The organism is Paracoccus sp. KR1-242, from assembly GCF_049446195.1.
GTDB lineage: Bacteria > Pseudomonadota > Alphaproteobacteria > Rhodobacterales > Rhodobacteraceae > Paracoccus > Paracoccus broussonetiae.
Window position 1 is genome coordinate 135,916 of sequence record NZ_JBMSED010000011.1, and the last position, 26,277, is coordinate 162,192.

General features: G+C 64.6%; 25 protein-coding genes. 15 read left to right on the plus strand and 10 right to left on the minus strand.

The annotated features are described in order from the left end of the window. The first annotated feature begins 171 nt into the window (after positions 1 to 171). Positions 172 to 2,316: a polyribonucleotide nucleotidyltransferase gene (gene pnp / locus ACO2Q4_RS17015; protein WP_311759894.1), complete on the plus strand. Its 2,145-nt coding sequence runs from the start codon at positions 172 to 174 to the stop codon at positions 2,314 to 2,316. 69 nt (positions 2,317 to 2,385) lie between these two features. Next, complete coding sequence (locus ACO2Q4_RS17020) at positions 2,386 to 3,183, plus strand: hypothetical protein (RefSeq protein ID WP_311759895.1); 798 nt, start codon at positions 2,386 to 2,388, stop codon at positions 3,181 to 3,183. On the opposite strand, the gene ACO2Q4_RS17025 is transcribed toward ACO2Q4_RS17020, so the two are convergent. Both ACO2Q4_RS17025 and ACO2Q4_RS17030 read right to left on the minus strand, forming a co-directional pair. Next, entirely contained in the window at positions 3,180 to 3,818 is a 639-nt protein-coding gene (locus tag ACO2Q4_RS17025; RefSeq protein ID WP_311759896.1) for an FMN-binding negative transcriptional regulator, read from the minus strand. The genes ACO2Q4_RS17020 and ACO2Q4_RS17025 overlap by 4 nt on opposite strands. A 100-nt stretch (positions 3,819 to 3,918) precedes the next feature. Continuing rightward, the gene (locus ACO2Q4_RS17030) at positions 3,919 to 4,575 is read right to left on the minus strand and encodes a peroxiredoxin (protein WP_311759897.1); all 657 of its coding nucleotides are present in this window, start codon (positions 4,573 to 4,575) and stop codon (positions 3,919 to 3,921) included. A gap of 177 nt (positions 4,576 to 4,752) precedes the next feature. On the opposite strand from ACO2Q4_RS17030, the gene ACO2Q4_RS17035 reads away from it, so the two are divergent. From ACO2Q4_RS17035 to ACO2Q4_RS17060, 6 genes are all read left to right on the plus strand, one after another. Then, a complete protein-coding gene (locus ACO2Q4_RS17035; RefSeq protein WP_423320767.1) occupies positions 4,753 to 6,204 on the plus strand; it encodes an aldehyde dehydrogenase family protein in 1,452 nt (483 codons plus the stop codon). Positions 6,205 to 6,294: 90 nt separating this feature from the next. Next, positions 6,295 to 7,188 carry a sugar kinase gene (locus tag ACO2Q4_RS17040; protein ID WP_423320769.1) on the plus strand — a complete coding sequence of 298 codons (894 nt, stop codon included), beginning with the start codon at positions 6,295 to 6,297 and terminating at the stop codon, positions 7,186 to 7,188. A 136-nt stretch (positions 7,189 to 7,324) separates the two neighbouring features. Continuing rightward, positions 7,325 to 8,371: an ABC transporter ATP-binding protein gene (locus ACO2Q4_RS17045; protein ID WP_395134302.1), complete on the plus strand. Its 1,047-nt coding sequence runs from the start codon at positions 7,325 to 7,327 to the stop codon at positions 8,369 to 8,371. Between the two features lie 78 nt (positions 8,372 to 8,449). Next, positions 8,450 to 9,766 (plus strand): ABC transporter substrate-binding protein, encoded by a 1,317-nt coding sequence (locus tag ACO2Q4_RS17050; protein WP_311759900.1) that lies wholly within the window; start codon positions 8,450 to 8,452, stop codon positions 9,764 to 9,766. 55 nt (positions 9,767 to 9,821) lie between these two features. Continuing rightward, positions 9,822 to 10,748 (plus strand): carbohydrate ABC transporter permease, encoded by a 927-nt coding sequence (locus ACO2Q4_RS17055; RefSeq protein ID WP_311759901.1) that lies wholly within the window; start codon positions 9,822 to 9,824, stop codon positions 10,746 to 10,748. Continuing rightward, on the plus strand, positions 10,748 to 11,632 hold the full coding sequence (locus ACO2Q4_RS17060; protein WP_311759902.1) for a carbohydrate ABC transporter permease: 885 nt from the start codon (positions 10,748 to 10,750) through the stop codon (positions 11,630 to 11,632). Before ACO2Q4_RS17055 ends, ACO2Q4_RS17060 begins: the two co-directional genes overlap by 1 nt. A gap of 130 nt (positions 11,633 to 11,762) precedes the next feature. Here the strand turns inward: ACO2Q4_RS17060 and ACO2Q4_RS17065 are convergent, their stop codons facing one another. The 4 genes from ACO2Q4_RS17065 to ACO2Q4_RS17080 all read right to left on the minus strand — a co-directional run bounded on the left by ACO2Q4_RS17065 (position 11,763) and on the right by ACO2Q4_RS17080 (position 15,328). Beyond that, complete coding sequence (locus ACO2Q4_RS17065) at positions 11,763 to 12,497, minus strand: SDR family oxidoreductase (RefSeq protein WP_423320773.1); 735 nt, start codon at positions 12,495 to 12,497, stop codon at positions 11,763 to 11,765. A 32-nt stretch (positions 12,498 to 12,529) separates the two neighbouring features. Next, complete coding sequence (locus ACO2Q4_RS17070) at positions 12,530 to 13,282, minus strand: GntR family transcriptional regulator (RefSeq protein ID WP_311759904.1); 753 nt, start codon at positions 13,280 to 13,282, stop codon at positions 12,530 to 12,532. Beyond that, positions 13,269 to 14,246, minus strand: a complete 978-nt coding sequence (gene denD / locus ACO2Q4_RS17075) for a D-erythronate dehydrogenase (RefSeq protein ID WP_423320776.1) — start codon at positions 14,244 to 14,246, stop codon at positions 13,269 to 13,271. Before denD ends, ACO2Q4_RS17070 begins: the two co-directional genes overlap by 14 nt. Positions 14,247 to 14,416: 170 nt before the next feature. After that, on the minus strand, positions 14,417 to 15,328 hold the full coding sequence (locus ACO2Q4_RS17080) for a dihydrodipicolinate synthase family protein (protein WP_311759906.1): 912 nt from the start codon (positions 15,326 to 15,328) through the stop codon (positions 14,417 to 14,419). Positions 15,329 to 15,457: 129 nt separating this feature from the next. Here ACO2Q4_RS17080 and ACO2Q4_RS17085 point away from each other — a divergent pair, with 129 nt between their 5' ends. Genes ACO2Q4_RS17085 through ACO2Q4_RS17115 form a run of 7 tightly spaced genes read left to right on the plus strand, consistent with a single transcriptional unit; the run spans position 15,458 to position 22,231 of the window. Next, positions 15,458 to 17,239 (plus strand): IlvD/Edd family dehydratase, encoded by a 1,782-nt coding sequence (locus ACO2Q4_RS17085; RefSeq protein WP_311759907.1) that lies wholly within the window; start codon positions 15,458 to 15,460, stop codon positions 17,237 to 17,239. A 23-nt stretch (positions 17,240 to 17,262) separates the two neighbouring features. Beyond that, a complete protein-coding gene (locus ACO2Q4_RS17090; RefSeq protein WP_423320779.1) occupies positions 17,263 to 17,997 on the plus strand; it encodes an SDR family oxidoreductase in 735 nt (244 codons plus the stop codon). Between the two features lie 3 nt (positions 17,998 to 18,000). Next, positions 18,001 to 18,939: a 2-hydroxyacid dehydrogenase gene (locus ACO2Q4_RS17095; RefSeq protein ID WP_311759909.1), complete on the plus strand. Its 939-nt coding sequence runs from the start codon at positions 18,001 to 18,003 to the stop codon at positions 18,937 to 18,939. A 13-nt stretch (positions 18,940 to 18,952) separates the two neighbouring features. Continuing rightward, entirely contained in the window at positions 18,953 to 19,645 is a 693-nt protein-coding gene (locus ACO2Q4_RS17100; protein WP_311759910.1) for a GntR family transcriptional regulator, read from the plus strand. Next, positions 19,642 to 20,583 carry a DMT family transporter gene (locus ACO2Q4_RS17105; protein WP_423320781.1) on the plus strand — a complete coding sequence of 314 codons (942 nt, stop codon included), beginning with the start codon at positions 19,642 to 19,644 and terminating at the stop codon, positions 20,581 to 20,583. Before ACO2Q4_RS17100 ends, ACO2Q4_RS17105 begins: the two co-directional genes overlap by 4 nt. After that, positions 20,580 to 21,422 (plus strand): ureidoglycolate lyase, encoded by an 843-nt coding sequence (locus ACO2Q4_RS17110; protein ID WP_311759912.1) that lies wholly within the window; start codon positions 20,580 to 20,582, stop codon positions 21,420 to 21,422. The genes ACO2Q4_RS17105 and ACO2Q4_RS17110 overlap by 4 nt, the downstream gene beginning before the upstream one ends. A 53-nt stretch (positions 21,423 to 21,475) precedes the next feature. Continuing rightward, positions 21,476 to 22,231 (plus strand): hydroxypyruvate isomerase family protein, encoded by a 756-nt coding sequence (locus tag ACO2Q4_RS17115; RefSeq protein WP_423320783.1) that lies wholly within the window; start codon positions 21,476 to 21,478, stop codon positions 22,229 to 22,231. Positions 22,232 to 22,284: 53 nt separating this feature from the next. Here ACO2Q4_RS17115 and ltnD read toward each other — a convergent pair whose 3' ends face one another. From ltnD to ACO2Q4_RS17135, 4 genes are read right to left on the minus strand one after another with little or no spacing between them, the layout of a single operon-like run. Beyond that, entirely contained in the window at positions 22,285 to 23,184 is a 900-nt protein-coding gene (gene ltnD / locus ACO2Q4_RS17120; RefSeq protein ID WP_311759914.1) for an L-threonate dehydrogenase, read from the minus strand. Beyond that, positions 23,181 to 24,674 carry a tripartite tricarboxylate transporter permease gene (locus tag ACO2Q4_RS17125; RefSeq protein WP_311759915.1) on the minus strand — a complete coding sequence of 498 codons (1,494 nt, stop codon included), beginning with the start codon at positions 24,672 to 24,674 and terminating at the stop codon, positions 23,181 to 23,183. The genes ltnD and ACO2Q4_RS17125 overlap by 4 nt, the downstream gene beginning before the upstream one ends. A 10-nt stretch (positions 24,675 to 24,684) precedes the next feature. Then, positions 24,685 to 25,158: a tripartite tricarboxylate transporter TctB family protein gene (locus ACO2Q4_RS17130; RefSeq protein WP_423320786.1), complete on the minus strand. Its 474-nt coding sequence runs from the start codon at positions 25,156 to 25,158 to the stop codon at positions 24,685 to 24,687. 57 nt (positions 25,159 to 25,215) lie between these two features. Continuing rightward, positions 25,216 to 26,190: a Bug family tripartite tricarboxylate transporter substrate binding protein gene (locus ACO2Q4_RS17135; protein WP_423320788.1), complete on the minus strand. Its 975-nt coding sequence runs from the start codon at positions 26,188 to 26,190 to the stop codon at positions 25,216 to 25,218. Between the last annotated feature and the right edge of the window lie 87 nt (positions 26,191 to 26,277).

Genomic DNA, 26,277 nt, shown 5'->3' on the forward strand with positions numbered 1-26,277 from the left:
GTGCGGAACCGCCTTCGCACTTCCCAAATCCCTTGTTTTGCTGTATGGCGCGTCCATCTGTGACGTGACGCTCCTGCCTCGGGGGCCATGCGAAGGATCGGGGCGGGCGGCAATGGGGCCGCCATATGACAGGACGTGACCGGAGGGCCGGCCGTTCCCAGAGGAAACCAGATGTTTGATGAAGTGAAGAAATCCATCCAGTGGGGCGAAGAGACGCTTACGCTGGAAACGGGCAAGGTTGCCCGTCAGGCCGACGGCTCGGTCATCGCCACCCTTGGCGAAACCAGCGTCATGGCCAACGTCACTTTCGCGAAAGAGCCGAAACCGGGGCAGGACTTTTTCCCGCTGACGGTCCACTATCAAGAGAAATACTATGCCGCCGGCAAAGTGCCGGGCGGCTTCTTCAAGCGTGAGGCGCGTCCGTCCGAAAAAGAGACGCTGACCGCCCGCCTGATCGACCGCCCCTGCCGCCCGCTGTTCGCCCCCGGCTTCAAGCATGAAGTCCTGGTGATGTGCACCGTGCTGAGCCATGACCTTGTCAACGATCCCGACATTGTCGCCATGATCGCCGCCTCGGCCGCGCTGACCCTGTCGGGCGTTCCGTTCATGGGTCCGATCGGCGCAGCTCGCGTCGGTTTCGCCAATGGCGAATACGTGCTGAACCCGGAAGTCCAGGACATGGACCAGCTGCGCAACAATCCCGAGCAGCGTCTGGACCTGGTCGTCGCGGGCACCAAAGACGCCGTGATGATGGTTGAATCGGAAGCCTATGAGCTGACCGAGGAAGAAATGCTGGGCGCCGTGAAATTCGGCCACGAGGCGATGCAGCCGGTGATCGACCTGATCATCGACCTGGCCGAAGTCGCCGCGAAAGAGCCCTTCAACTTCCAGTCGCCGGATTACAGCGCGCTTTATGCCCGCGTGAAATCGCTGGGCGAGGCCGACATGCGCGCTGCCTATGCGCTGCGCGACAAGGGCGAGCGTCAGGATGCCGTCGCCGCCGCAAAAGCCAAGGTCAAGGAAGCCCTGACCGAGGAAGAACTGGCCGACGCCAACCTGGGTTCGGCGCTGAAGAAGCTGGAATCGGGCATCCTGCGCGGTGACATCATCAACGGTGGCGCCCGTATCGACGGCCGCGACACCAAGACCGTCCGCGCCATCGACAGCGAAGTCGGCGTCCTGCCGCGCACCCACGGTTCGTCGCTGTTCACCCGTGGCGAAACGCAGGCGCTGGTCGTGACCACGTTGGGCACCGGCGATGACGAACAGATCATCGACGCCCTGCACGGCAACTTCCGCTCGAACTTCCTGCTGCATTACAACTTCCCGCCCTATTCGGTCGGCGAGGTTGGCCGCGTGGGTTCGCCCGGCCGCCGCGAGATCGGCCACGGCAAACTGGCATGGCGCGCGCTGCAGGCCGTGCTGCCGGCTGCGACCGACTTCCCCTATACCATCCGCGTCGTTTCCGAGATCACGGAATCGAACGGCTCGTCCTCCATGGCTTCGGTCTGCGGCGGCTCGCTGTCGATGATGGATGCGGGTGTCCCGCTGAAGGCTCCGGTTGCTGGCGTCGCCATGGGCCTGATCCTGGAAGACGACGGCAAATATGCGGTCCTGACCGATATCCTGGGTGACGAAGACCACCTTGGCGACATGGACTTCAAGGTTGCGGGCACCGAAAACGGGATCACCTCGCTGCAGATGGACATCAAGGTTGCGGGCATCACGCCGGCGATCATGGAGCAGGCCCTGGCGCAAGCCAAGGACGGCCGGATGCACATCCTGGGCGAGATGGCCCATGCCCTGACCGAAGGTCGCCGTGAGTTCTCGGCTCATGCACCGCGCATCGAGACGATGACCATCCCGACCGACAAGATCCGTGAAGTGATCGGCTCGGGCGGCAAGGTCATTCGCGAGATCGTGGAAACCTCGGGCGCGAAAGTCGACATCAACGACGACGGCGTCATCAAGATCGCTTCGGCCAATGCCGATTCGATCAAGAAGGCCTATGACATGATCTATTCGATCGTGGCCGAGCCGGAAGAGGGCAAGGTCTATATCGGCAAGGTCGTGAAGCTGGTCGATTTCGGCGCTTTCGTGAACTTCTTCGGCAAGCGCGACGGTCTGGTCCATGTGTCCCAGATTGCCAACAAGCGCCTGACCCACCCCAACGAGATCCTGAAAGAGGGTCAAGAGGTGAAGGTCAAGCTGCTGGGCTTCGACGATCGCGGCAAGGTCCGCCTTGGCATGAAGATGGTCGACCAGGAAACCGGCGAGGAGATCGCCCCCGAGAAGAAAGAAGAATCGGCCGAGTGATCGGACGTTCTTTTCCCTGATCGTGGCCGGCCCGGATTATCCGGGCCGGTCTTTTCATGCGAGGCAATGATGAGGAATTCCCTTGCGACGCTTTGGGTAGGAGAGCGTCTTGGCCCGATCGAGCTGGCCTCGGTCGCATCCTTCCTGCGGGTCGGTAATCCGCTGACCGTCTACAGCTATGCGCCGATCGCGAACCTGCCTGCGGGTGTCCTGGCGCGGGATGCGCGCGAAGTGCTGCCGGGTGAACGCATTGCCATCTACGCGCGCGAGAAAAGCCCGTCGCTGCATTCGAATTTCTTCCGCTTCGCATTGATGCGGAACACCGACCATACCTGGGTCGATCTGGACATGATCGCGCTGAAGCCCTTCGCTTTCGTGGGCGAACGGATCTATGGCTATGAAAAGCCCGACCAGGTGAATTGCGCCGTGCTGCGATTGCCCAAGGATTCGCCGACACTGGCCGAGCTTTCGAAGCTGACGCCCGAGACGCGTGGCGTCGCGCCCCATATCACCGGCCTTCGGCGCGCGAAATACTGGGTCAGGACGCTGGGCCGCGGCGTGCCGATCGATCGCTGGCCCTGGGGTTCGACCGGGCCGCGCGCGCTGACCGCCTTCCTGCGCCGGCATGACGAATTGCGCCACGCGCTGCCGATGGACGTGCTGTATCCGGTACTGACCCGCGATTGCCGCCGCTTCATCCAGCCGGGCGAACTGCGTGATGGCAGCTTTGGCCCCGGCACGCATGCGGTTCACCTGACGGCCAGCAACATCAACAAGCTGCTGGCGCGCGAGGGGCTGAGCGAGATCCCCGAGGATTCCTTCCTGGGGCATCACGTCGCGCGGGCAAGGGCTGCCGGCTTCCTTTAGGTGGGCTCATTGCCCGCGTCGCGCAGTCTGGCCATGCGCCGGGCCATGCCGGAATGGCCACTGGCCTCAAGCCCTGCGATCGCACCAAAATAATCGCGAGCGTCCCGGTTCTGGCTCAGCTTCGACTTGGCCAGCACCCGCGTAACCGTCAGCCGGAAGGCAACGATATTCGACAGCATTTGCTGCAGGTAATCCGCTGGGGCATCCGCCATGCGCCAAGCGTCATTGCCGTTCAGCCGCCGTTCGTGGATGCGCGTCAACAGGCCCACAGCGGCGCGCTTGGCCTGTTCGTCATGCTGGAAGCGGAGTGTGCCATAGACATGCACGACCTGATAATTCCAGGTCGGCACATGGCGGTGATGTTCCGGCTTCGAGGGATAGAAATTCGGCGAGACATAGGCGTCCTCGCCCCTGAAGATCGCCATGACCTCCTGGCCCTCGTCGATCAGCCGGTGCATGTCATTGGCCAGCGCCACATGCCCGATCAGCGTGCCGTCGGGCGCGGACAGCAAGGGAACATGGTTCGCGATCAGGCCCTGAGGGGTCTGGGAAACGATACAGGCCAGCGGTGCGTCCTGCATGATCCCCGCGATTTCATCCGGGCTGATTTCACTGAAATGCGGGGGTATGTACATCTGTGCGTCCGAAGCTGGTCCGTCGGGCAGGATCAAGCGTTTCCATTGCCCTGTCCAGACAGATAGGGGGCCGCGCCCGTTGGGACGCGGCCGGGCCGGGTCAGGCCGGATCCTTGGCAAAGCGAAGATAGGGCAGCTTCTTGTCAAGCTGGCCGTATTTCGCCTCGGCAGCGGCGTCATCCAGTGCCAGCGCCACGATCACGTCCTGACCGGGGATCCAGTTCGCCGGGGTCGCCAGGGGCACGCCGTCCGTCTTGCGCACCGCGTCAAGGGCACGCAGGATCTCGGCGAAGTTTCGGCCGACCGACATGGGATAGGTCATGGTCAGGCGGACCTTCTTGTCCGGTCCGATGATGAACACGGTACGCACCGTCGCCGAATGAGCCGGGGTGCGCCCCTCGGTCGGCAGATAGTAATCCGCTGGCAGCATGTCATAGGCCTTGGCGACGGTCAGGTCGCTGTCGTCGATGATCGCGAAATTCGCGGGCACGCCCGCGACCTTCTCGATATCGGATTTCCACTTGGCGTGGTCGGTGACCGAATCGACCGAAACGCCCAGAACCTTGGTGTTCCGCTTTTCGAATTCGGGAACCAGCTGGGCGACTGCGCCGAACTCCGTGGTGCAAACCGGCGTGAAGTCGCGGGGATGCGAGAACAGGATGGCATAACTGTCGCCGATCCAGTCGTGGAACGCGATGTTGCCTTCGGTGGAATTGGCCGAGAAATCGGGGGCGGTGTCGTTGATGCGCAGGGACATGGCAATTGGTCCTTTTAGGTTTGCTCCGCTGGGTCAAGATATGCATGTGCGGCGGGTTTTCCAGCACGACTTCTCGGGTCGTGAAAAAACCGGTTGCGCCGCCCCCGAAGCACGGGCCTTGAAGCCGGGCGGTTCGGGTGTCACCTTGTCCCCAGACAGAGCAAAGGGGGTCCGCGCATGGGCGAACTGGCAGATAAGCGGAAATTCTACATCAACGGTGCCTGGGTTGCGCCGTCGGCACCGAATGACCTCGAGGTTATCGACCCTTCGAACGAAGAGCCGGTCGCGATCATCTCGTTGGGTGGGCAGGCCGATACGGATGCGGCGGTCGCCGCGGCCAAGGCCGCCTTCCCGGCATGGTCGGCCACGACCCCCGCCGAACGGCTGGCCAAGGTCGAGAAGATCCTTGAAATCTATAAGCGCCGCCAGCCCGAGATGGGCGCGGCGATCAGCCATGAGATGGGCGCGCCGCAGGACATGGCGGTCGCCGATCAGGCCGGATGCGGCGTCAGCCATATCGAAGCCTTCATCGAGGCCTTCCGCAATTTCGAATTCATCCGGCCGCTGGGGCCGCACGCCCCGGACAGCATGGTCGCATGGGAACCGATCGGCGTCATCGGTCTGATCACGCCCTGGAACTGGCCGATGAACCAGGTCACGCTGAAGGTGATCCCGGCGATCCTGACCGGGAACACGGTCGTCCTGAAACCGTCCGAGATCGCACCGCTTTCCTCGATGCTTTTCGCCGAGATCGTGGACGAGGCGGGGTTGCCGAAAGGGGTCTTCAACCTGGTGAACGGTGATGGCCTTGGCGTCGGCACCCAGCTTTCGGTCCATCCCGATGTCGAGATGATCAGCTTCACCGGCTCGACCCGCGCGGGTATTGCGATCAGCAAGGCCGCGGCGGATTCGTTGAAGAAGGTTGCTCTGGAACTGGGCGGCAAGGGTGCGAACCTTGTCTTTGCCGATGCCGATGAAAAGGCGGTGGCGCGCGGCGTGCGGCACGTCTTCTACAACTCGGGCCAAAGCTGCAACGCCCCGACTCGGATGCTGGTCGAGCGCTCGTTCTATGAAACCGCGGTCGAGCAGGCGAAGAAGATCGCCGAGGAAACCGAGGTTGCGACCGCCCACCAGCCGGGCCGCCATATCGGTCCGGTCGTCAGCAAGGTGCAGTGGGACAAGATCCAGGATCTGATCCAGAAGGGCATCGACGAAGGCGCTCGGCTTGTCGCGGGCGGCCCCGGCCTGCCCGAGGGCGTCAACCGCGGCTATTACGTCCGCCCGACGGTCTTTGCCGACGTGAACAACGACATGACCATCGCCCGGCAGGAAATCTTCGGGCCGGTCCTGTCGATCATTCCCTTCGACACCGAGGAAGAGGCAGTCGGTATCGCGAATGACACGGTCTATGGCCTGACCAACTATGTCCAGACCCAGGACGGCACGCGCCGGAATCGCCTGGCCCGCCAGCTTCGCGCCGGCATGATCGAGACGAATGGCCAAAGCCGCGGCCGTGGCTCGGCCTTTGGCGGGGTCAAGGCATCGGGCCGGGCGCGCGAAGGCGGCGTCTGGGGGCTTGAGGAGTTCATGGACAGCAAGCAGATCAGCGGCTGGGACGTGGACGCCTGAATCGAAGCAAAGCAAAGGGTCGCCGCAGGGCGGCCCTTTTCATTTCGGCCGTTCCCGCTAAGTTGCGGCTCGCAAATATCGGGGGACGAGATGCGGGTGGTTTCGGTTGGCGAATGCATGGTGGAATTGTCGGGCGCGGGGCAGGGCCTTTGGCGTCAGGCATTCGCGGGCGACACGTTCAATACCGCCTGGTATCTGCGCGCGCTGATGCCGAAGGATGCGACGGTCGATTACCTGACCTGCGTGGGTCAGGACGCAATATCGACGGCGCTGCTGGACTTCATCGGCGGCGCGGGGATCGGTACCGGGTGCATCACCCGTCACCCGACGCGCGCGCCGGGCCTTTACATGATCGACCTGAAGGATGGCGAGCGCAGCTTCACCTATTGGCGCGACAGTTCGGCCGCGCGTTGCCTGGCCGACGACCCCGCCCATCTGGCGCAATGCTTCGACGGGGCGGACCTTGTCTATTTCTCCGGGATCACGCTGGCGATCCTGACGCCCGAGCGGCGCGAGGTGCTGCTGGCCGCGCTGAAGGCGGCCAAGGCGAAGGTCGCCTTTGACAGCAATATGCGCCTGCGCCTGTGGTCCGGTGCCGCCGAGATGTGCGACTGGATCGTCAAGGGTGCGGCCGTTGCCGACATCGCCTTGCCCAGCTTCGACGAAGAGGCACAATATTTCGGCGACGCCGCCCCGCGCGTCACCGCCGACCGCTATCTGGGGGCCGGTGTCTCGGAAATCCTGGTCAAGAACGGCGGCGGGGACATGCTGGGGCGCACGCCTCGGGGGGAATGGCTGGACCTGTCCTGCGGCGAACGCATTCAGCCGGTCGACACGACCGGCGCGGGCGACAGCTTCAACGGCGGCTATCTGTCCGCACGTCTGGCCGGGGCCGGGATGGCCGAGGCCGTCCAGAAGGGCCATGCAACCGCTGGTCGCGTGATCTGTCATCCGGGCGCCCTGATCCCGCATGATGCATTGTAAGGGGTTCGCAGCGTATACATTGCGCAATGAACGAGCAAGACGGTCGATCTTGTCGCATCGCCAATAAAATGCTTGATCGGGATCGGCCTTCCTGACAGCCTGCCCCCCAATGGATACCTTTGGGAGGAGGGATCGCATGGCCTCGGTGACTATCCGCGAGGTAAGGAAATCCTACGGCGCGGTCGAGGTGATGCACGGCGTCTCGGTCGATATCGACGAAGGTGAATTCGTCGTTCTGGTCGGGCCTTCGGGTTGCGGCAAGTCGACCCTGCTGCGGATGCTGGCGGGACTTGAACATATCACGTCCGGCGACATCCTGATCGGTGAAAAGGTCGTCAACGACCTGCCGCCCAAGGACCGGGACATCGCGATGGTGTTCCAGAACTATGCGCTTTACCCGCATCTGACCGTGGCCGAAAACATGGGCTTCTCGCTGAAGCTCAAGGGCTCCTCACGGGCCGAGATCGGCGAGAAGGTCAAGCCCGCGGCCGAGATCCTGGGCCTGGCGCATCTGCTGGACCGCTATCCGCGCCAGCTTTCGGGTGGCCAGCGCCAGCGTGTTGCCATGGGCCGCGCCATCGTGCGCGATCCGCAGGTGTTCCTGTTCGACGAGCCGTTGTCGAACCTGGACGCCAAGCTGCGCGTCAGCATGCGGACCGAGATCAAGAACCTGCACAACCGGCTGAAGACCACGACCGTCTATGTCACCCATGATCAGATCGAGGCCATGACCATGGCCGACAAGATCGTGGTCATGCATGACGGCCGGGTCGAGCAGATCGGCGCTCCGCTTGATCTCTACGACCGTCCGGCGAATCTGTTCGTGGCAGGCTTCATCGGCAGCCCGGCAATGAACATGATCCCGGGCAGCGTCGAAGGTGGCGCCTTTGTAGCCAAGAATGGCCAGCGCCTGCCGGTAATCCGCGCGCCCGAGGGGCGCAGGCTGATCTATGGCGTCCGCCCCGAGGCGATCACGCTGGGCGGCGACATTCCCCTGACGATCGAGGTCACCGAACCCACCGGGGCCGAGACCTATGTCGCGGGCAAGCTGGGCGGGGAAGCCGTGACCTGCGTCTTCCGCGACCGCGTGAGCGCCGGGCCCGGCGAGGTGGTGAATGTCGCCATCGACCCGACCGCCGTGCACCTGTTCGACGCTGACAGCGGGGTGCGCCTGACGGACTGACTGGCCCCGCCTGCCTTTGGGCGGGCGGGTATAACGGGCCGCGAAACGGCCGCATTGCACTTTGGGAGGAGTGAAGCAATGTCCATCGACCGCAGAAAGCTCTTGCAGGGCGGCGCCGCGCTTGCGGCCGGCGCCGTGTTGACCAGCCCCTTTGCCCGTCCGGCCTTGGCACAGGCGGCAGGGGCTCCGATGTTCACCCCCGAACAGGGCGCCAGCCTGCGCCTGCTGCGCTGGGTGCCCTTCGTCAAGGGCGAGGAAGAGGCGTGGAACGCCAACACCAAGGCCTTCACGGAAGCGACCGGCGTCGAAGTCCGCATCGACCAGGAAAGCTGGGAGGATGTGCGTCCGAAAGCCGCCGTCGCCGCGAACGTGGGCTCGGGCCCCGACATGGTGATGAGCTGGTTCGACGACCCCTTCCAGTACCCGGACAAGCTGGTCGACGTGACCGATCTTTGCACCATGCTGGGCGAGAAGAACGGCGGCTGGTATGACGGCTTGCGCGCCTATGGTGAACAGGATGGCAAGTTCATCTCGACCCCGCTTTGCGCCATCGGCAACGCCATCTGCTATCGCGACAGCCATGTGAAGGCCGCCGGGTTCGAGGAATTCCCCAAGGATACCGAAGGCTTCCTGGCGCTGTGCACGGCGCTGAAGGAAAAGGGCACACCGGCTGGCTTCCCCTTCGGCAAGGCGGTCGGCGATGGCAACAACTTCGTCCACTGGCTGCTTTGGAGCCATGGCGGCCAGACCGTGAACGAAAAGGGCGAAGTCGCGATCAACAGCCCCGAGACACTGGCTGCGATCGAATACGCCAAGAAGTTGTACGCGGTCTTCGTTCCGGGCACGGAAAGCTGGCTCGACATCAACAACAACCGCGCCTTCCTGGCGGGCGACATCTCGCTGACCGCGAACGGCGTCTCGCTGTATTATGCGGCGATGAAGGACGAGGCGACAAAGGCGCTGGGTGAGGACATTCGCACCAGCAACCTGCCGATCGGCCCGGTCGGCAAGTCAGTCGAACTGCACCAGACCTCGACCATCTCGATCTTCCAGCACTGCAAGTTCCCGAATGCCGCCAAGGCCTATCTCGAGTTCATGTACGGGGCCGATCGCATGAACGCCTGGCTGACCGGCGCCAGCGCCTATTGCTGCCAGGCGCTGAAGGGCTTTGCCAACAACCCGGTCTGGACTTCGAACCCGGTGCACGCGCCCTATGCGAAGGCCTCGGAATCGCTTCGCGCCAACGGCTATGCTGGCCCGCTGGGACCGGCATCCGCTGGGGTCATGGCCGATTACGTCCTGGTCGACATGTTCGCCGAGGCCGTGACCGGCCAGCGCACGGCCGAGGAAGCGATCGCCAATGCCGAGCGCCGCATCGCGCGCTATTACCGCTGACCGCATCGGGGCGCCTTCGGGCGCCCCCCTTTCCGATGTGAGGAAGGAGCAGCACATGCCCCCCCCGCCCGAACCGCGCGCCTCGCTGTGGCGGCGCTTTGTCGAAAGCCGCAATGGCCTCGGCCTGCTGTTCATGCTGCCCGCGGCGGCATTTCTGCTGTGCTTCCTGACCTATCCGCTGGGCCTGGGGGTCTGGCTTGGATTCACCGATGCCAGGATCGGCCGGCCCGGTGTCTGGATCGGGCTTGAGAACTATGCCTGGCTGATGGACGACCCGGTCTTCTGGCTGGCGGTCTTCAACACGCTGTTCTACACCGTCGTCGCCTCGGTCCTGAAATTTGGCCTGGGCCTGTGGCTGGCGCTGCTTCTGAACCGGCACCTGCCCTTCAAGAACTTCTTCCGCGCCATCATCCTCCTGCCCTGGGTGGTGCCGACGGTGCTGTCGGCGCTGGCCTTCTGGTGGATCTTCGACAGTCAGTTCTCGATCATCAGCTGGGTGCTGTTGAAATGGGGCATCATCAGCCAGCCGATCAACTTTCTGGGCGATCCCTGGAACGCGCGGCTGTCGGTGATGGCGGCGAATGTCTGGCGCGGGATTCCCTTTGTCGCGATCTCGCTGCTGGCCGGGTTGCAGACCATTCCGCAATCCCTGAACGAGGCCGCGGCCATCGACGGCGCAACCCCTTGGCAGCGCTTTCGTCGTGTGACGCTGCCGCTGCTGACACCGATCATCGCGGTGGTCATGACCTTCTCGGTCCTGTTCACCTTCACCGATTTCCAGCTGATCTATGTCCTGACCCGCGGCGGGCCGGTCAATGCGACGCACCTTATGGCGACACTCAGCTTCCAGCGCGCCATTCCCGGCGGGCAGTTGGGCGAAGGGGCGGCAATCGCAGTCGCGATGATCCCCTTCCTGCTGGCCGCGATCCTTTTCAGCTTCTTCGGCCTTCAGCGCCGCAAATGGCAGCAGGGAGCAGACTGATGGCCCAGCAGGCAACCGTCACCGACGACCATGAGGGCATGGACCAGTTCGAAAGCCGGGGGCGCAAGATCTTCCTGGTCTGGCTGCCGCTGGCCTGCTTCATCTTCGTGCTGCTGTTCCCGTTCTACTGGATGGCGATCACGGCGGTGAAGCCGAACGCCCAGCTGACCGATTACCAGAACCACAGCCCCTTCTGGGTGGTGGGGCCGACGCTTCAACATATGAAGTACCTGCTGTTTGAAACCAGCTACCCGGGCTGGCTGTGGAACACGCTGGTCGTGGCGGTCTGTTCGACCTTCCTGTCGCTTGCCGCTTCGGTCTTCGCGGCCTACGCGATCGAGCGGCTGCGCTTTCGCGGCGCGCGGATCACTGGCCTGCTGATCTTCCTGGCCTATCTCGTGCCGCCCTCGATCCTGTTCATCCCGCTGTCGGTGATCGTCTTCCAGATCGGAATCTTCGACAGCAAGCTGGCGTTGATCCTGACCTATCCGACCTTCCTGATCCCGTTCTGCACCTGGTTGCTGATGGGCTATTTCCGCTCGATCCCCTATGAGCTTGAGGAATCGGCGCTGGTCGATGGCGCGACGCGCTGGCAGATCCTGACCCAGATCGTGCTGCCGCTGGCGGTGCCGGGCCTGATCTCGGCCGGGATCTTTGCGTTCACGCTCAGCTGGAACGAATTCATCTATGCGCTGACCTTCATCTCCAGCTCGGAAAACAAGACGATCCCGGTTGGCGTCCTGACCGAACTGGTGCGCGGCGATGTCTATGAATGGGGCGCATTGATGAGCGGGGCGCTGCTTGGGTCGCTGCCGGTCGTGATCCTGTATTCGTTCTTCGTGGATTACTACGTCAGTTCGATGACCGGCGCCGTCAAGGAATAAGGGGGGCGCTGCCCCCCGTCCTTCGGACTCCCCCCGGGGTATTTGCAAAACGGCGAAAGCGGCGCTGCCCCGTTCACTGTTTCGAAAATACCCTCGGGGGTCCGGGGGCCGAAAGCCCCCGGCAGCCACGTCAATAGGTCGCGCGGCCACCCGAAATGTCGAAGACCGCGCCGGTCGAAAACGCGCAATCCTCGGAAGAAAGCCAAGCCACCAGCGAGGCTGCCTCGGCCGGTTCCAGGAAGCGGTTCATCGGGATTTTCGCCAGCATGTAGTCGATATGCTCCTGGGTCATCTGGTCGAAGATCGGCGTGCGGGCGGCAGCCGGGGTGATCGCGTTGACCAGGATCCCGGTCCCGGCAAGTTCCTTGCCCAGCGATTTCGTCAGCGCGATCAGGCCGGCCTTGGAGGCCGAGTAATGCGCCGCATTGGGGTTGCCCTCCTTGGCTGCGATCGAGGCGACGTTGACGATCCGGCCATAGCCGCGCTCGATCATGCCGGGCACCAGTGCGCGGCAAGCGATATATGGGGCGTTCAGGTTCACTTCGATCACCTGGCGCCAGACGGCGGGATCAAGCTCCCATGTCTTGGCGTTGCCGCCGGTGATGCCGGCATTGTTGACCAGGATGTCGACGGGACCGGCTTCTGCCGCCGCCGCCTCGATCTCGGTGTCGACGGCAAGTTCGACCTGACGGGCCGAGGCTGCGGCCCCCAGGCTTGCCGCGGCGCGTTCGGCCGCAGCCCCGTCGCGGTCCCACAGGATTACCCGCGCGCCGCTTTCGACGAAGCGCTGCGCGACGGCAAGGCCGATTCCCTGCGCGCCGCCGGTCACGACCGCAAGCCGGCCGTCCAGATCGATCTTGTTCATTGCTGCTCCCTCATCCGTTCCTTGGAGATTTCTCAGGCCAGGCCATTGCTGCCCAATGAGCGGCGCAGCAGGTCCAACTGCTGCCGGTCGGCCCGGTCGCGATGGGCATTATGCCTTTCGCGCGTCAGCGCCCTGTCGCCCGCCTGCAGGGCGGCGAAGGTGCTGCGATGTTCGTCATTCGATTCCACCGGCATCGGACGAAGCGGCAGGATCATCAGGCGGGCACGATATTGTTGGCCCCAGAAGGCATTGATCGCGGTCTGAAGGCGCTGGTTGCCGCAAAGCGCCACCACTTCGGAATGGAATTCGTCGTCCAGTTCGGACCAGCGGGTGATGTCGCCGACGGCGGTCGCATTTTCCATCTCGTCCAGCATCCGGCCGAGACGACGGACGTCCTCGATCCTCAGGCCGCGTTCGGCCGTCAGCTCGAAGGCCCTGACCTCAAGCGCCGAGAAGACGTCGAGGATATTGCCGAAATCCTGCAAGGACAGCGCCTTGACGGTAACGCCGTGGCGTGGCCGGACTTCGACCAGCCCTTCTTCGGCCAGCTTGATGACGGCTTCGCGCACGGGGGTTCGCGACAGCGACAGCAAGGCGGCCAGCTCGGTTTCCAGAAGCGTCGTGCCGGGCGCAAGCCGCCCGGTCAGGATGCGATAGCGCAGGTCGTGATAGGCCCGCTCGCGCGCGGCCATCTCGGTCAACCCCTGCAGGCTGGGCACCGGCCGGGACGAGCGCGGCTTGCCCCGGTCGTTCTTTCGGCTGCCTGTCGGCTCAGCCGGCCGCATCGGCGGTGTCGCGGATATGGGCCCGGATGATCGACTGGAAGTCCGGATCGGCAGTAAAGCCCGCCGCCAACGCCCGCTCGGGCGAGAAATCGGTCGGCCAGCCTGCGACGATGGTGCGGATCGTCTCGTTCGGGACGCGTTTCACGCGGGCCAGCGCATCCGCCCCGGCGACTTCGCGCAGCGCATCCAGCACCTCGGAGATGGTCAGGCTGAGGCCCGGCATCGTCAGGCAGCGCCGCACGCCAAGCTGTGCCGTGTCCATGGTCGCGGCATGCAGCAGGAAGCCGACTGCGGCATCGGGACTGGCGAACCAGTGGCGGACGTCATCCTCGACCGGCAGCTCGGCGTCCATGCCCGCCAGCGGTTCCCGGATGATGCCCGAGAAGAAGCCCGAGGCCGCCTTGTTCGGCTTGCCAGGGCGCACGACGATGGTGGGCAGGCGGATGCCGACGCCATCGAAGAAGCCCTTGCGCGAATAGTCGTTCAGCAGCAGCTCTCCGATCATCTTCTGCGCGCCATAGCTGGTCATGGGTGCGGTGATGAAGGTGTCGGTGATCTTTTCCTCGAATGGGGCGCCGAACACGGCGATGGACGAGGTGTAGACGACACGTGGGTGATAATCCGGTCCCTGCGCGCGGATCGCCTCGAACAGATGGCGGGTGCCGTCCATGTTGATGGCATAACCCTTGTCGAAATCGGCCTCGGCCTCGCCCGAGACGATGGCGGCAAGATGGAAGATCACGTCAGGTCGATCGGCGACCAGCCCATCAACCGTGGCGCGGTCCGCGATGTCGCCGGACAGCACCTTGACGGGGACTGCATCGGTCGATGACAGGTCGGCGGGAAAGACGTCGAAGGCGGTCAGTGCATCCACAGGCTTGTCGCCCAGCTTGCCGGTCTTCAGGATGTTTTCCGCAAGCCTGCGGCCAACCATGCCGGCCGCGCCAATGATCAACAGCTTCATGTCCGAACCTTCCTCCCTCGCTTCGGTCAGCTATGTATACATTGCCGATTCGGGTGGCGCCAGTGGTTCGATGGTATGCCGCGCGCCAGATTGGCGCATCGGGGCAGGGGGAGGAGCCGGCTCCTGCAGGTTCCCCCGCCCGCGTGTCGCGGACGGGGAGGCATTGCGGCTTACTTGCCCCAGCGCAGGGCGACCGGATCCAGCGGACGGACCAGATCCAGAAGCATGGCGCGGGTCGCCGGGTGCAGCGCGGGGATCGGGTGGCGGCTGAATTCGGACTTGATCACCCCGCCTTCGACCATGACGGCCTTGGCCGACAGGAAGCCGCATTGGCGGTTCTCGTGGTTCACCGCGGGCAGGATGCGGGCATAGGCGGCTGTGGCGGCGGCGCGGTCACCGGCCTTCCAATGGGTCAGCACCGGCTTGATCTGGTCGGGGATCATGGCCGAGGTCATCGAGCCCGTCGCACCCGCGTCCAGGTCTGCCAGCAGGGTGATGGCTTCCTCTCCGTCGAAGGGACCCTCGATCGCGTCGCCGCCTTCGGCGATCAGCGTGCGCAGCTTTGCCGCCGCACGGGGGCATTCGATCTTGAACAGCTTCACCATCTCGATTTCGCGCGCCATACGGACCAGCAGCGGCACGGGCAGGTCGACGCCCGACAGCGGCGCGTCCTGGATCATGATCGGGATGCCGACATCGCCGACGCGGGCGAATTGTTCGAACGTCTGCTCGGCCGTGCCTTTCAGCAGAGCGCCGTGATAGGGGGGCATCATCATGACCATCGCCGCGCCAAGATCCTTGGCAAGCTGGGCGCGCTCGACCGCGATCGGCGTCGCATAATGGCTGATGGTCACGATCACCGGCACGCGGCCGGCGACATGCTCGATCGAAACGCGGGTCAGTTCTTCGCGCTCGGCATCCGAGATCAGGAACTGTTCCGAGAAGTTGGCAAGGATGCAAATCCCGTCCACACCTTGGTCGACCATGCAGTCGAGGATGCGGCGCATGCCGTCGTAATCGACCGAGCCGTCGTCGTTGAATGAAACCGGCGCAACCGGCCAGATGCCCTCGTATTTAGCCATGACGGCCTCCCAGAAATAATCGCCGCGGATGGTATACCATTTTGCACCGGGCGCAAGCTGCCCCCTTTCGCCGCCGGTTCCTCTGGTATACCAAGTTTGGCGTAGCTGGCTTAACGGAGGGGGCAAGCCATGGCGAACACCAAAGCAAACAAGCGCTTCCGGTCCCAGGAATGGTTCGACAACCCGAACAATCCCGGCATGACCGCGCTGTATATCGAGCGTTACCTGAATCAGCAGTTCACCCGCGAAGAGTTGCAATCGGCCCGCCCGATCATCGGCATTGCCCAGACGGGCAGCGACCTTGCGCCCTGCAATAAGATCCACGTCTTCCTGATGGACCGCATCAAGGCGGGCATCCGCGACGGTGGCGGCATCCCGATGGAATTCCCCGTCCATCCGATTCAGGAGACGGGCAAGCGCCCGACCGCGGCGCTCGACCGCAACCTGGCGTATCTGGGTCTGGTCGAGGTGCTGCACGGCTATCCGCTGGACGGGGTCGTGCTGACCACCGGCTGTGATAAAACCACCCCCGCGATGCTGATGGGCGCGGCGACCGTCGACATTCCCGCGATCACTCTGAACGGCGGCCCGATGCTGGATGGCTGGTGGAAGGGCAAGCGCGCCGGATCTGGCACCGTGGTCTGGGAAAGCCGCCGCCTGCTCTCCGAGGGCAAGATCGACTATGACGAGTTCATGTCCCGCGTCTGCGCCAGCGCGCCCAGCCTTGGCCATTGCAACACCATGGGCACCGCCAGCACGATGAACGCCATGGCTGAGGCGCTTGGCATGTCGCTGACCGGCTGCTCGGCCATTCCGGCGCCCTTCCGCGAGCGCATGAACATGGCCTATCAGACCGGCAAGCGCATCGTCGAAATGGTCTATGAAGACATCAAGCCCAGCGACGTCATGACCCGCGAAGCCTTTGAAAACGCGATCATCGTCAACGCGGCCATCGGCGGATCGACCAATGCTCCGCCGCATCTGCAGGCCATCGCCCGCCATGCCGGGGTCGAGCTGGACGTGACCGACTGGCAGAAGGTCGGATTCGACGTGCCTCTGCTGGTCAACATGCAGCCTGCGGGCGAGTATCTGGGCGAAAGCTTCTTCCATGCGGGCGGCGTGCCTGCCGTCATGGGAGAGCTGAAGAAAGCCGGCCGCCTGCATGAAAAGGTCATGACCGTGACCGGCCAGACCATGGGGCAGAATCTGATCGGCTGGGAAAGCCAGGATCAGGCGGTGATCCGTCCCTATGGCAACCCGCTGCGCGAGAATGCGGGATTCATCGTGCTGACGGGCAACCTGTTTGACAGCGCGCTGATGAAGACCAGCGTGATCTCGAAGGACTTCCGCCAGCGATTCCTGTCCGAACCGGGGAATGAGGGCGTCCACGAGGCGCGCGCCATCGTCTTCGAAGGCCCCGAGGATTACCACGACCGTATCAACGACCCGGCGCTTGGCATCGACGAGAATTGCATCCTGTTCATCCGCGGCGTCGGCTGTGTCGGCTATCCCGGCAGCGCCGAGGTGGTGAACATGCAGCCGCCGGATGCGTTGCTGAAAAAGGGCATCAACCATCTGCCGACGGTGGGCGACGGGCGGCAGTCGGGGACATCCGAAAGCCCGTCCATCCTGAACGCCTCGCCGGAATCGGTCGTGGGTGGTGGGCTGGCCTATCTGCGGACCGGGGACCGCGTGCGGCTGGACCTGAATGCGGGCCGGATGGACGCGCTGGTCGACGAGGGCGAATGGCAGGCGCGCAAGGATGCCTGGACGCCCCCGGTTCTGGAATGCCAGACCCCCTGGGAAGAGATCTACCGCAAGGAGGTCGGCCAGCTTGACAAGGGCGGCTGCCTTGAGCTTGCAACCGCCTATCAGCGCGTGCGTCAGACCCTGCCGCGCGACAACCATTGATGGAATTGAGGGAGGAGAACCTCGTGAAGAACATCCTGATCACCGGTGGCGGCAGCGGCGTGGGCCGCGTCACGGCGCAACTGTTTCTGGAAAAGGGCTGGAAGGTCGGCCTGATCGGACGGCGCGAAGCGGCGCTGACGGAAACCGCGGCGGGCCATGCCAACGCACTGGTTCTGCCCTGCGACGTGACCGATCCGGCGGCGGTCGATGCGGCCTTTGCCAAGGCGGTCGCGGCATGGGGCCGGCTGGATGTCCTGTTCAACAACGCGGGTGCCGTGCTGCCCTCGAAGATGATCGACGAGATCAGCGTCGAGGAATGGCGCACCGTCGCTGACGTCAACATCAGCGGCATGTTCCTTTGCGCCCGTGCTGCCTTCCGGCAGATGCGCAATCAGGACCCGATGGGCGGACGCATCATCAACAACGGCTCGGTCTCTGCAGACGTGCCGCGTCCCGGCTCGGCGCCCTATACCATGTCGAAACACGCGGTGACGGGCCTGACCCGGACGCTGTCGCTGGACGGGCGGCGCTTCAACATCGCCTGCGGACAGGTCGATATCGGCAATGCCCTGACCAACATGGCAGAGGCGATGACCAAGGGCGTGCCGCAGGCTGACGGATCCATCAAGGTCGAGCCGGTGATCGACGCAAAGACCGTGGCGGATTCGGTCCTGCATATGGCCAGCGTCCCCGATGGCGCGAATATCCAGTGGCTGACGGTCATGGCGACCAATATGCCCTATATCGGTCGGGGTTGAGGCATGGCCGAGGTTCTGGCTGTCGGCCCTTATGCCGAGCGTGACATCAAGGCGCTGCGCGAGCAGTTCGCCGCACCGCATCTTGCCGGCCCCGAGCTGATCGCGGACCTGCCCGAGGCCGAGCGGGCCAAGGTGGTGGCGCTGGCCTTCCTGGGCCACAAGGGGCTGGGTTCGCAGGTCATGGACCTGCTGCCCAACCTGCGCTTCATCACCAATTTCGGCGTGGGTTTCGATGCCATCGACATTCCCGCGGCGACCGCGCGCGGCATCACCGTGACGAACACGCCCGATGTGTTGAACGATGATGTCGCAGACCTGGCGCTGGCATTGCTGATCGCGGACAGCCGCCGCATGAACGCCGCCGAGCGCTGGATGCGCGAAGGACATTGGGCTAAGGGGCCGGAATATCCTCTGCAGCGCAAGATGTCGGGCCGCAAGGTCGGTGTCCTTGGTCTTGGCCGCATCGGGCGCGAGATCGCGGACCGGCTTGCCGCCTTCAAGTGCGAGATCCACTATTTCTCGCGCAGCGAAAAGCAAACCCCCGGCTGGCATTGGCATACCGACCCCGTGGCGCTGGCGTCCGCCGTCGATGACATGGTCATCGCGGTCGTCGGCGGGCCCGAGACCGAAGGTCTCGTCTCGGCCGAGGTGATCGCCGCGCTGGGACCGGACGGCGTCATCGTCAACATTGCCCGCGGCTCGGTCATCGACGAAGAGGCGCTGATCGACGCGCTGCAGAACGGTCGCCTGCGCGGGGCCGGGCTGGACGTGTTCCGGGGCGAGCCTGCGCCCGATCCGCGCATTCTTGCGCTGGAAAACGCAACGATCCTGCCGCATGTCGGCTCTGCCACGCTTGAGACGCGTGCGGCGATGGGGGAATTGCAGCGCAGGAACCTGCGCGACCTGCTGGACGGCAAGCCTGCCGTCACGCCGGTGAACTGAAGGAAGGCCGGCGATGACCGAGGATACTTTGGCCGAGGCCATCGCCTATGAACTGCGCCGGGAAATCCTGCGCGGCAACCTGCCCCCCGGCGCGCCGATCAAGGAACGCGACAATGCCGAAAGGCAGGGCGTCTCGCGCACCCCCATGCGCGAGGCGATCCGCATTCTGGCGAAAGAGGGGCTGGTCCAGCTTCGCCCGCTGCGCAGCCCGGTCGTCGCCAACCCCTCGTTGGCCGAGATCATCGACCAGATTCGCGTGTTGCACGCGCTGGAGTTGCTGTCGGGAGAGCTGGCCTGCGAAAAGGCCAGCGATGACGAGATCGCGGCCATCGGCGCGCTCAAGGACCGGATCGAGACCATCTATGGCGAGGCCGATACGCTGGATGTGTTCGAATTGGACATGCAGTTCCATTCCGCGATCGTCGCCGCCTCGCATAACGCTGCGCTGGCGGAAACGCATGGCGCCTATATGGCTCGGCTGTGGCGCGCGCGTTATCTGTCGGCGCGGCGCAAGCTGTCGCGCGAACGCGTCCTGCGCCAGCACAAGGCGATCCACGCCGCGCTGGCCCTGCGCGATGTCGCGGCCATCAAGGCCGAGATCGGCGCCCATCTTGGTGCGATGATCGCGAATATCCGCGACCATTTCCTGGAGCAGGACGGCGATGGCGCCGCGCAGACCGCGACAGGGGAAGACCGCCCGGAATGAGCATGGGGAACAACCTCAAGGGCATGGCCCTGATGACGGGCGCCGTGGTGCTGTTCGCCGGGCAGGACACGACCGCCAAATGGCTTCTGGTTTCAGGGCTTGCCACCATGCAAGTCGCCTTCGTGCGCTATGCGGTGCATCTGGTTGCGACGCTTGCGGCCACGGTGCCGCGGCGGGGCTGGGGCGTCCTGCGCTCGGTCAATCCGCGGCTGCAGCTTTTGCGTTCGCTGGCGCTTCTGGGCAGCACTGCACTGAACTTCGTCGCGCTGAGCGTGCTGCCGTTGACCACGGTGACGGCGATCATGTTCGCAAGTCCGGTCCTGGTTACCCTGCTGGCGGTGCCGGTGCTGGGTGAAAAGGTCGGCGTCGCCCAGTTCGTCGCCATTTTGCTGGGATTCCTGGGGGTGCTGGTCGTCGTCTCGCCCTGGCAGGCGGGGTTCCATCCGGCGATCCTGTATTCGCTGGGGGCCTGTCTTTGCACCTCGGTCTATTTCATCCTCAGCCGGATGCTGGCGGCGGAATCGACGGCGACCCAGCAGATCTGGGCCAGCGGTATTGCGACGATCAGCCTTGCGCCGTTTGCGCTGATGCAATGGCAGCAGCCGCATGATTGGCTGACGGTGGTGCTGATGGTGCTTATCGGCGTGATCGGGGCCAGTTCCCACAGTCTGGTGACGCTGGCCCATCGCATCGCCGACGCCTCGGTCCTAGCCCCCGTCGTCTATCTGCAACTGCTGTTTGCCAGCGTCGCGGGCTATCTGGTCTTTGGCCAGGTGCCGGGGGTATCGACGCTTCTGGGCGCGGTGGTCATCATCTCGGGCGGCGCGCTGCTTTGGCTGTCCGGACGTAGAAAGAGAATTGCCGCAATTCGCACTTCCGCGATCGCATTACCATCGGAACAATCCCATTCGACAACCCGAAATAAGGAGGACAGATGAAACTGCTGCGCTATGGCCCCGAGGGCCAGGAAAAGCCCGGCCTGCTGGACGGCGAGGGAAAGATTCGCGACCTGTCGGGCCACGTGGCCGACATCTCGGATGATGCGCTGACCCCCGAGGGGCTGGCGAAACTGGCCGCGATCGACGTCGCCTCGCTGCCGGTGGTCGAAGGCTCGCCCCGTCTGGGCGCCTGCGTCGGTCACGTGCGCAAGTTCATCGCCATCGGCCTGAACTATGCCGACCACGCCGCGGAAAGCGGGATGCCCGTCCCGGCCGAGCCAGTCGTCTTCAACAAATGGACCAGCTGCATCGTCGGCCCGAACGACGACGTGGTGATCCCCGAGGGCTCGACCAAGACCGACTGGGAAGTCGAGCTTGGCATCGTGATCGGCAAGACCGCGCGCAAGGTCTCGGAAGCCGAGGCGCTTGACCATGTCGCGGGCTATTGCGTCATCAACGACGTGTCCGAACGCGAATGGCAACTGGAACGCGGCCAGACCTGGGACAAGGGCAAGGGGTTCGACACGTTCGGCCCGATCGGTCCCTGGCTTGTCACCAGCGACGAGGTGGCCGATGCCGGCAACCTGTCGATGTGGCTTGAGGTCGATGGCAAGCGCTATCAGGACGGCTCGACCAAGACGATGATCTTTGGCGTGGCCAAGCTGATCGCCTATTGCTCGCGGCTGATGACCCTGATGCCGGGCGACGTGATCACCACCGGCACGCCTCCGGGCGTCGGCATGGGGCAGAACCCGCAGGTCTTTCTGAAGGGCGGCGAGACGATCCGTCTGGGCATCGAGGGCCTGGGCGAGCAGACCCAGAAGGTCCGCCGCGCCTGAGTGACGAAAGGCGGCGGGCCTGTCCCGCCGCCCGATTCCTTGAGGAGGGAAGGATGAAGTTTTCAGCCAATCTCGGCTTTCTGTGGAACGATCTGGCCTTGCCCGACGCGATCCGCGCGGCGGCGGCAGCCGGCTTCCATGCCGTCGAATGCCATTGGCCCTATGAGCAGGCGCCCGAGGCGGTCGCCGCGGCGCTGGCCGAAACCGGCCTGGAGATGCTGGGCCTGAACACGCTGCGGGGTAAGCCGGGCGAAAACGGCCTGTCGGCCCTGCCCGGACGCGAGGCCGAGGCCCGTGCCGAGATCGACCGCGCCATTGCCTATGCCCGTGCCATCGGCTGCGGCGCCATTCACGTCATGGCGGGTTTTGCCGAAGGTCCGGCCGCCGAGGCCGTGTTCCGCGCCAATCTGGATCATGCCTGCCGCGCCGCGCCCGAGCTGACGATCCTGATCGAGCCGCTGAACCGCCATGACGCGCCCGGCTATTTCCTGACGCATTCGGGGCAGGCGCTGGACCTGATCGAACGCGCCGGGCACGAGAACCTGAAACTGATGTTCGACTGCTATCACCTGCAGATAATGGAAGGCGATCTGACCCGCCGTTTGCAGGCATTGCAGCCGGTGATCGGGCATGTCCAGATCGCGGCCGTTCCCGACCGGGGCACCCCGGATCATGGCGAGCTGGATTTCCGTCATATCTGCGCGACTTTGCGCGACTTGGGCTGGGCCCGGCCCGTCGGCGCGGAGTACCGCCCCGTCGGTCCGACCGGCGACAGCCTGGGCTGGTTGCCGGCCTTGCGCGCGATCTGACAATCACGCCGCCCGTGGCGCGGGCGGCGTGGGTATTTTGGAAACAGTGAAGATCAGCCCTGTTTCACGGGCAAGGTCGCACCCGCCCGTTCCGCCAGGATCTTGGCGATCGCGGCATCGGCCTCGCGCCCGAGCCCCGCTTCCGAGGCGGCGCGGTATAACGCCAGCGAGGCATCGGCCAGGGGAACCGGGCTGCCAAGTGCGTGGGCGCTGTCGGTGACGATTCCCAGATCTTTGACGAAGATGTCGACGGCCGAGAAGGGCGTGTAGTCCCCCGACACCACCTGCGGGCCGCGGTTCTGGAACATCCAGCTGTTGCCCGCGCATTCGGTGATGACCTCCTGCACGGTGCCAAGATCGAGGCCGCTTTTTGCGGCAAGCACCATAGCCTCGGCCATGGCGGCGATGTGGACGCCGGCAAGAAGCTGGTTGATGAGCTTCATCCGGCTGCCCGCGCCGGGCGTGTCGCCAAGGCGGAAGACCCGCGCCGCGATCGCGTCGAGCGCGGGCTGGATGCGGGCGAAGGCCTCGGGCGGGCCGGAGGCCATGATGCTGATCGCACCTTCGCGGGCCTTGGTGGCCCCGCCCGAAACCGGGGCGTCGATGGCGACCATCCCGGCCGCCTGCACCTGTTCGGCGATGGCGACCGCGTCGTCGGGTTGCATGGTCGGGCAAAGGACGAAGATGGTGCCCGGACGCGCCGCAGCCACGGCGCCGTTCTGACCGAAAAGCACGGTCCGTGTCTGGGCTGCGTTCACGACATAGACGAAGATCACGTCGGCGGCGGCAGCCTCGGCCGGGGTGGCGACGGGTCGGCCCCCGGCGGACGCGAGCTCGGCCAGCGGGGCCGGGTTCACATCCACGCCGCGGATGTCGAGTCCCGCACGGGCCAGCGACAGCGCGGCGCCAAGGCCCATCGAGCCGAGGCCGATGACGGCAGTGGTCAGGCTCATGTCCAGGCCTCCTTGCGGCGGGCGAGCAGTTTGCGGATCAGCGGGGCTGTCCAGACAAGGATCGTGAAGATTCCCAGCCCGGCCGCGATGGGACGTTCGAAGAAGGCCAGCATGTTGCCGTCGGATTTGATCATCGAAGTGATGAAATGCTGTTCAAGCAGCGGACCAAGGACAAGTCCGAGGATCGCCGGGGCGATGGGAATGTCATTTTCCTCCATCATGAAGCCCAGGATGCCGAAGGCCAGCATCAGGATGATCCCGAAGACCGAGTTGGTGATGGCGAAGGCCCCGACGATGCAGAACAGCATGATGATCGGCATCAGCACCCGCTGCGGCACCGCGAGGATCGTGGTCGAGGCGCGGATCGCGATCCAGCCCAGCGGGATCATCAGCAGGTTCGCCAGCAGGAAGACGATGAAAAGCGCGTTGATGAGGGGGGCCTGTTCGATGAAGATCGTCGGGCCCGGGTTCATCCCCTTGATGTAAAGGACGCCGATCACGATGGCGGTGATCGAGTCGCCCGGAATGCCGAAGACCAGCGCCGGGATCCAGGCGCCGCTGACGGCGGCATTGTTCGAGGCCCCGGCCTCGACCAGCCCCTCGACATGGCCCTTGCCGAACTTCTCGGGCTCGCGCGAGAAGCGCTTGGACATGGCGTAGGAAATCCAGGCGGCGATGTCTGCGCCTGCGCCGGGCAGGGCGCCGATCAGCGTACCGACGATATTGCCGCGCAGCATCTGCTTGGGATACTTGCGCATGATCGGGATCTGGCTGCGCAGCATCCCCTTGGTCGAGGGGCGCAGCGGCGCGCCCAGCTTGTACCCGCGCACCAGATATCGGAACACTTCGGCCAGCGCGAACAGGCCGATCATCGCCGGAATGAATGAGATCCCGCCCAGCAGGTCGACATTGCCGAAAGTGAAGCGCGGCTCGGCGGTGGGGTTGTCCATCCCGACGCAGGCCGCCACCAGCCCGATCACCAGCGCGACCAGCCCACGCGGGATCGAGCCGGGCGAGACAAAGATCGCCGCGGACAGGCCCAGCAGCACCAGCCAGAAATACTCGAAGGACGAGAACTTCAGTGCCACCTCGGCCAGCAGCGGCGAGGCGACGATCAGGACGATGGTGCCGAAAACGCCGCCCAGCACCGAAAAGACCAGCAGTGCGCCAAGCGCCTCGGGGCCGCGGCCGTCGCGGGTCATACGATAGGAATCATCGACATAGGCGGCCGAGGCGGGCGTGCCGGGGATGCGCAGCAGTGCGCCCGGAATGTCACCCGAAAAGATCGCCATCGCCGATGCCGTGACGATCGAGGCGATTGCGGCAATCGGCTCCATGAAAAAGGTGATCGGCACCAGAAGGGCCGTGGCCATGGTCGCGGTCAGGCCGGGAATGGCGCCGACAAACAGGCCGAAGGCGCCGGACAGCAGCATGACCAGCAGGACATGGGGGTCGAAGACCATGGCGAAGGATTGTGCGAGAACGCTCATCTGATGGACCTCACCACGGCAGGGACAGGAACGCGCCGCGCGGCAGCGGCACCAGCAGCATCTTGCCGAAGGCGAATTGCACGACGACCACGGTCACCAGTGAAATCAGCAGCGCCGGCAATGGCTTTGTCCCTGTCAGCAGCATCATCGCGGCGACCAGCACAAGACTGGCGATGGTGAAGCCCAGCCAGTCCACGGTCAGGATATAGGCCAGGATCAGCAGCGCGGTGGCGCCCAGCTTGGCCCAGGTCCGCGGCTCTCCCGCCCAGTCGAGCGCGGTCGCCAGGGGCGCGCCGCGTTCGGTCGCCAAGCCCTGCACGATCAGCCAGATCCCGACGATCACGGCCAGACCGGCAATGACCGTGGGCAGCGTCTCGGCCCCGTACTTCTGCCCCGGTATCGGTGAAAACTGGCGGGCAGCGATGAACATCGCGATCCCCCCCAGCAATGTCAGCACGCCAAGCGCGCGGTCCCCAAGTCTCATGCCGGTCCCCTTCCCGACTGCAGGAAAAAGGCCGCGGGGATCACCCGCGGCCCTGTCTTACTTTGCCAAGCCGGCTTTTTTCATGATGTCGCCAAGGCTGGCGTCATCGGCAGCGACGGTCGCGGTCGCTTCCTCGGGGCCGGCCCAACGCAGGCCGAAGCCGCGGTCCTTCATGAAGTTCTGATAGGCGTCGCTGTTATACGCCTTTTCGATGGCCGCGATCAGACGCTCGCGCGCTTCGGGGGGCATGTCCTTCGGCGCGGCAATGGCGCGCCAGACCGAAAGCTTCCAGTCCGAGTCGGTGGCCTCCTTCAGGGTCGGGGTGTCAGGGAACAGGTCCTGCCGTTCGTCCGACATGCTGGCCAGGGCACGCACGCGGTCCGCGTCGATCAGGGCGCGTCCCTCCGCCAGGGACGAGGGAACCATCTGCACCCCGCCGGCGACCATATCGGTCAGCCCGGCATTCGCACCCTGACTGGGGACGAAGGGCACGGATTGCAGCGGGATGCCTTCGGACATCAGCCAGCCCAGCAGGTTCAGGTGCCAGATGCCGCCCTGACCGGTCCCCGAGGCCTTGACGGTTCCCGGCGGCTCGGACTTGATCGCATCGCGCAATTCGGCTGCGGTCTTCCACGGGGCGTCCTCGGCCACCATGATGCCACCGGGATCGGCGTTGACCAGCGCGAGAATGTCGAAATCCTTGTAGGTCAGGTCGGTCAGCCCCTGCCAATGCATCATGTCGATCTCGATCGTCATGACGCCAATGGTGTAGCCATCGGGCTTGCCGCGGGCGATGGCGGTATGGCCGACCACACCCGAACCGCCCGTCCGGTTCACCACGTTCACCGGCTTGCCCAGTTCCTCCTGCAGGATCTGCGCAAAGATCCGGCCCACGGCATCGGTGCCGCCACCTGCGCCCCAAGGCACGATCATTTCGATGGGTCGTTCGGGATATTCGGCAAATGCGGGGGCGCTCCAGGTGCCCAGCATGCAACCCGCCGCAAGCAGCGGCAGAACGGCTCTGCGTTTCATGATCTTCCTCCCTGATGGCGCGTTTCCGCGCCTTTCCTCCGGAAGGAAGGATCATGTTTCATGTATACATTGTCAACTGCGCCTGAA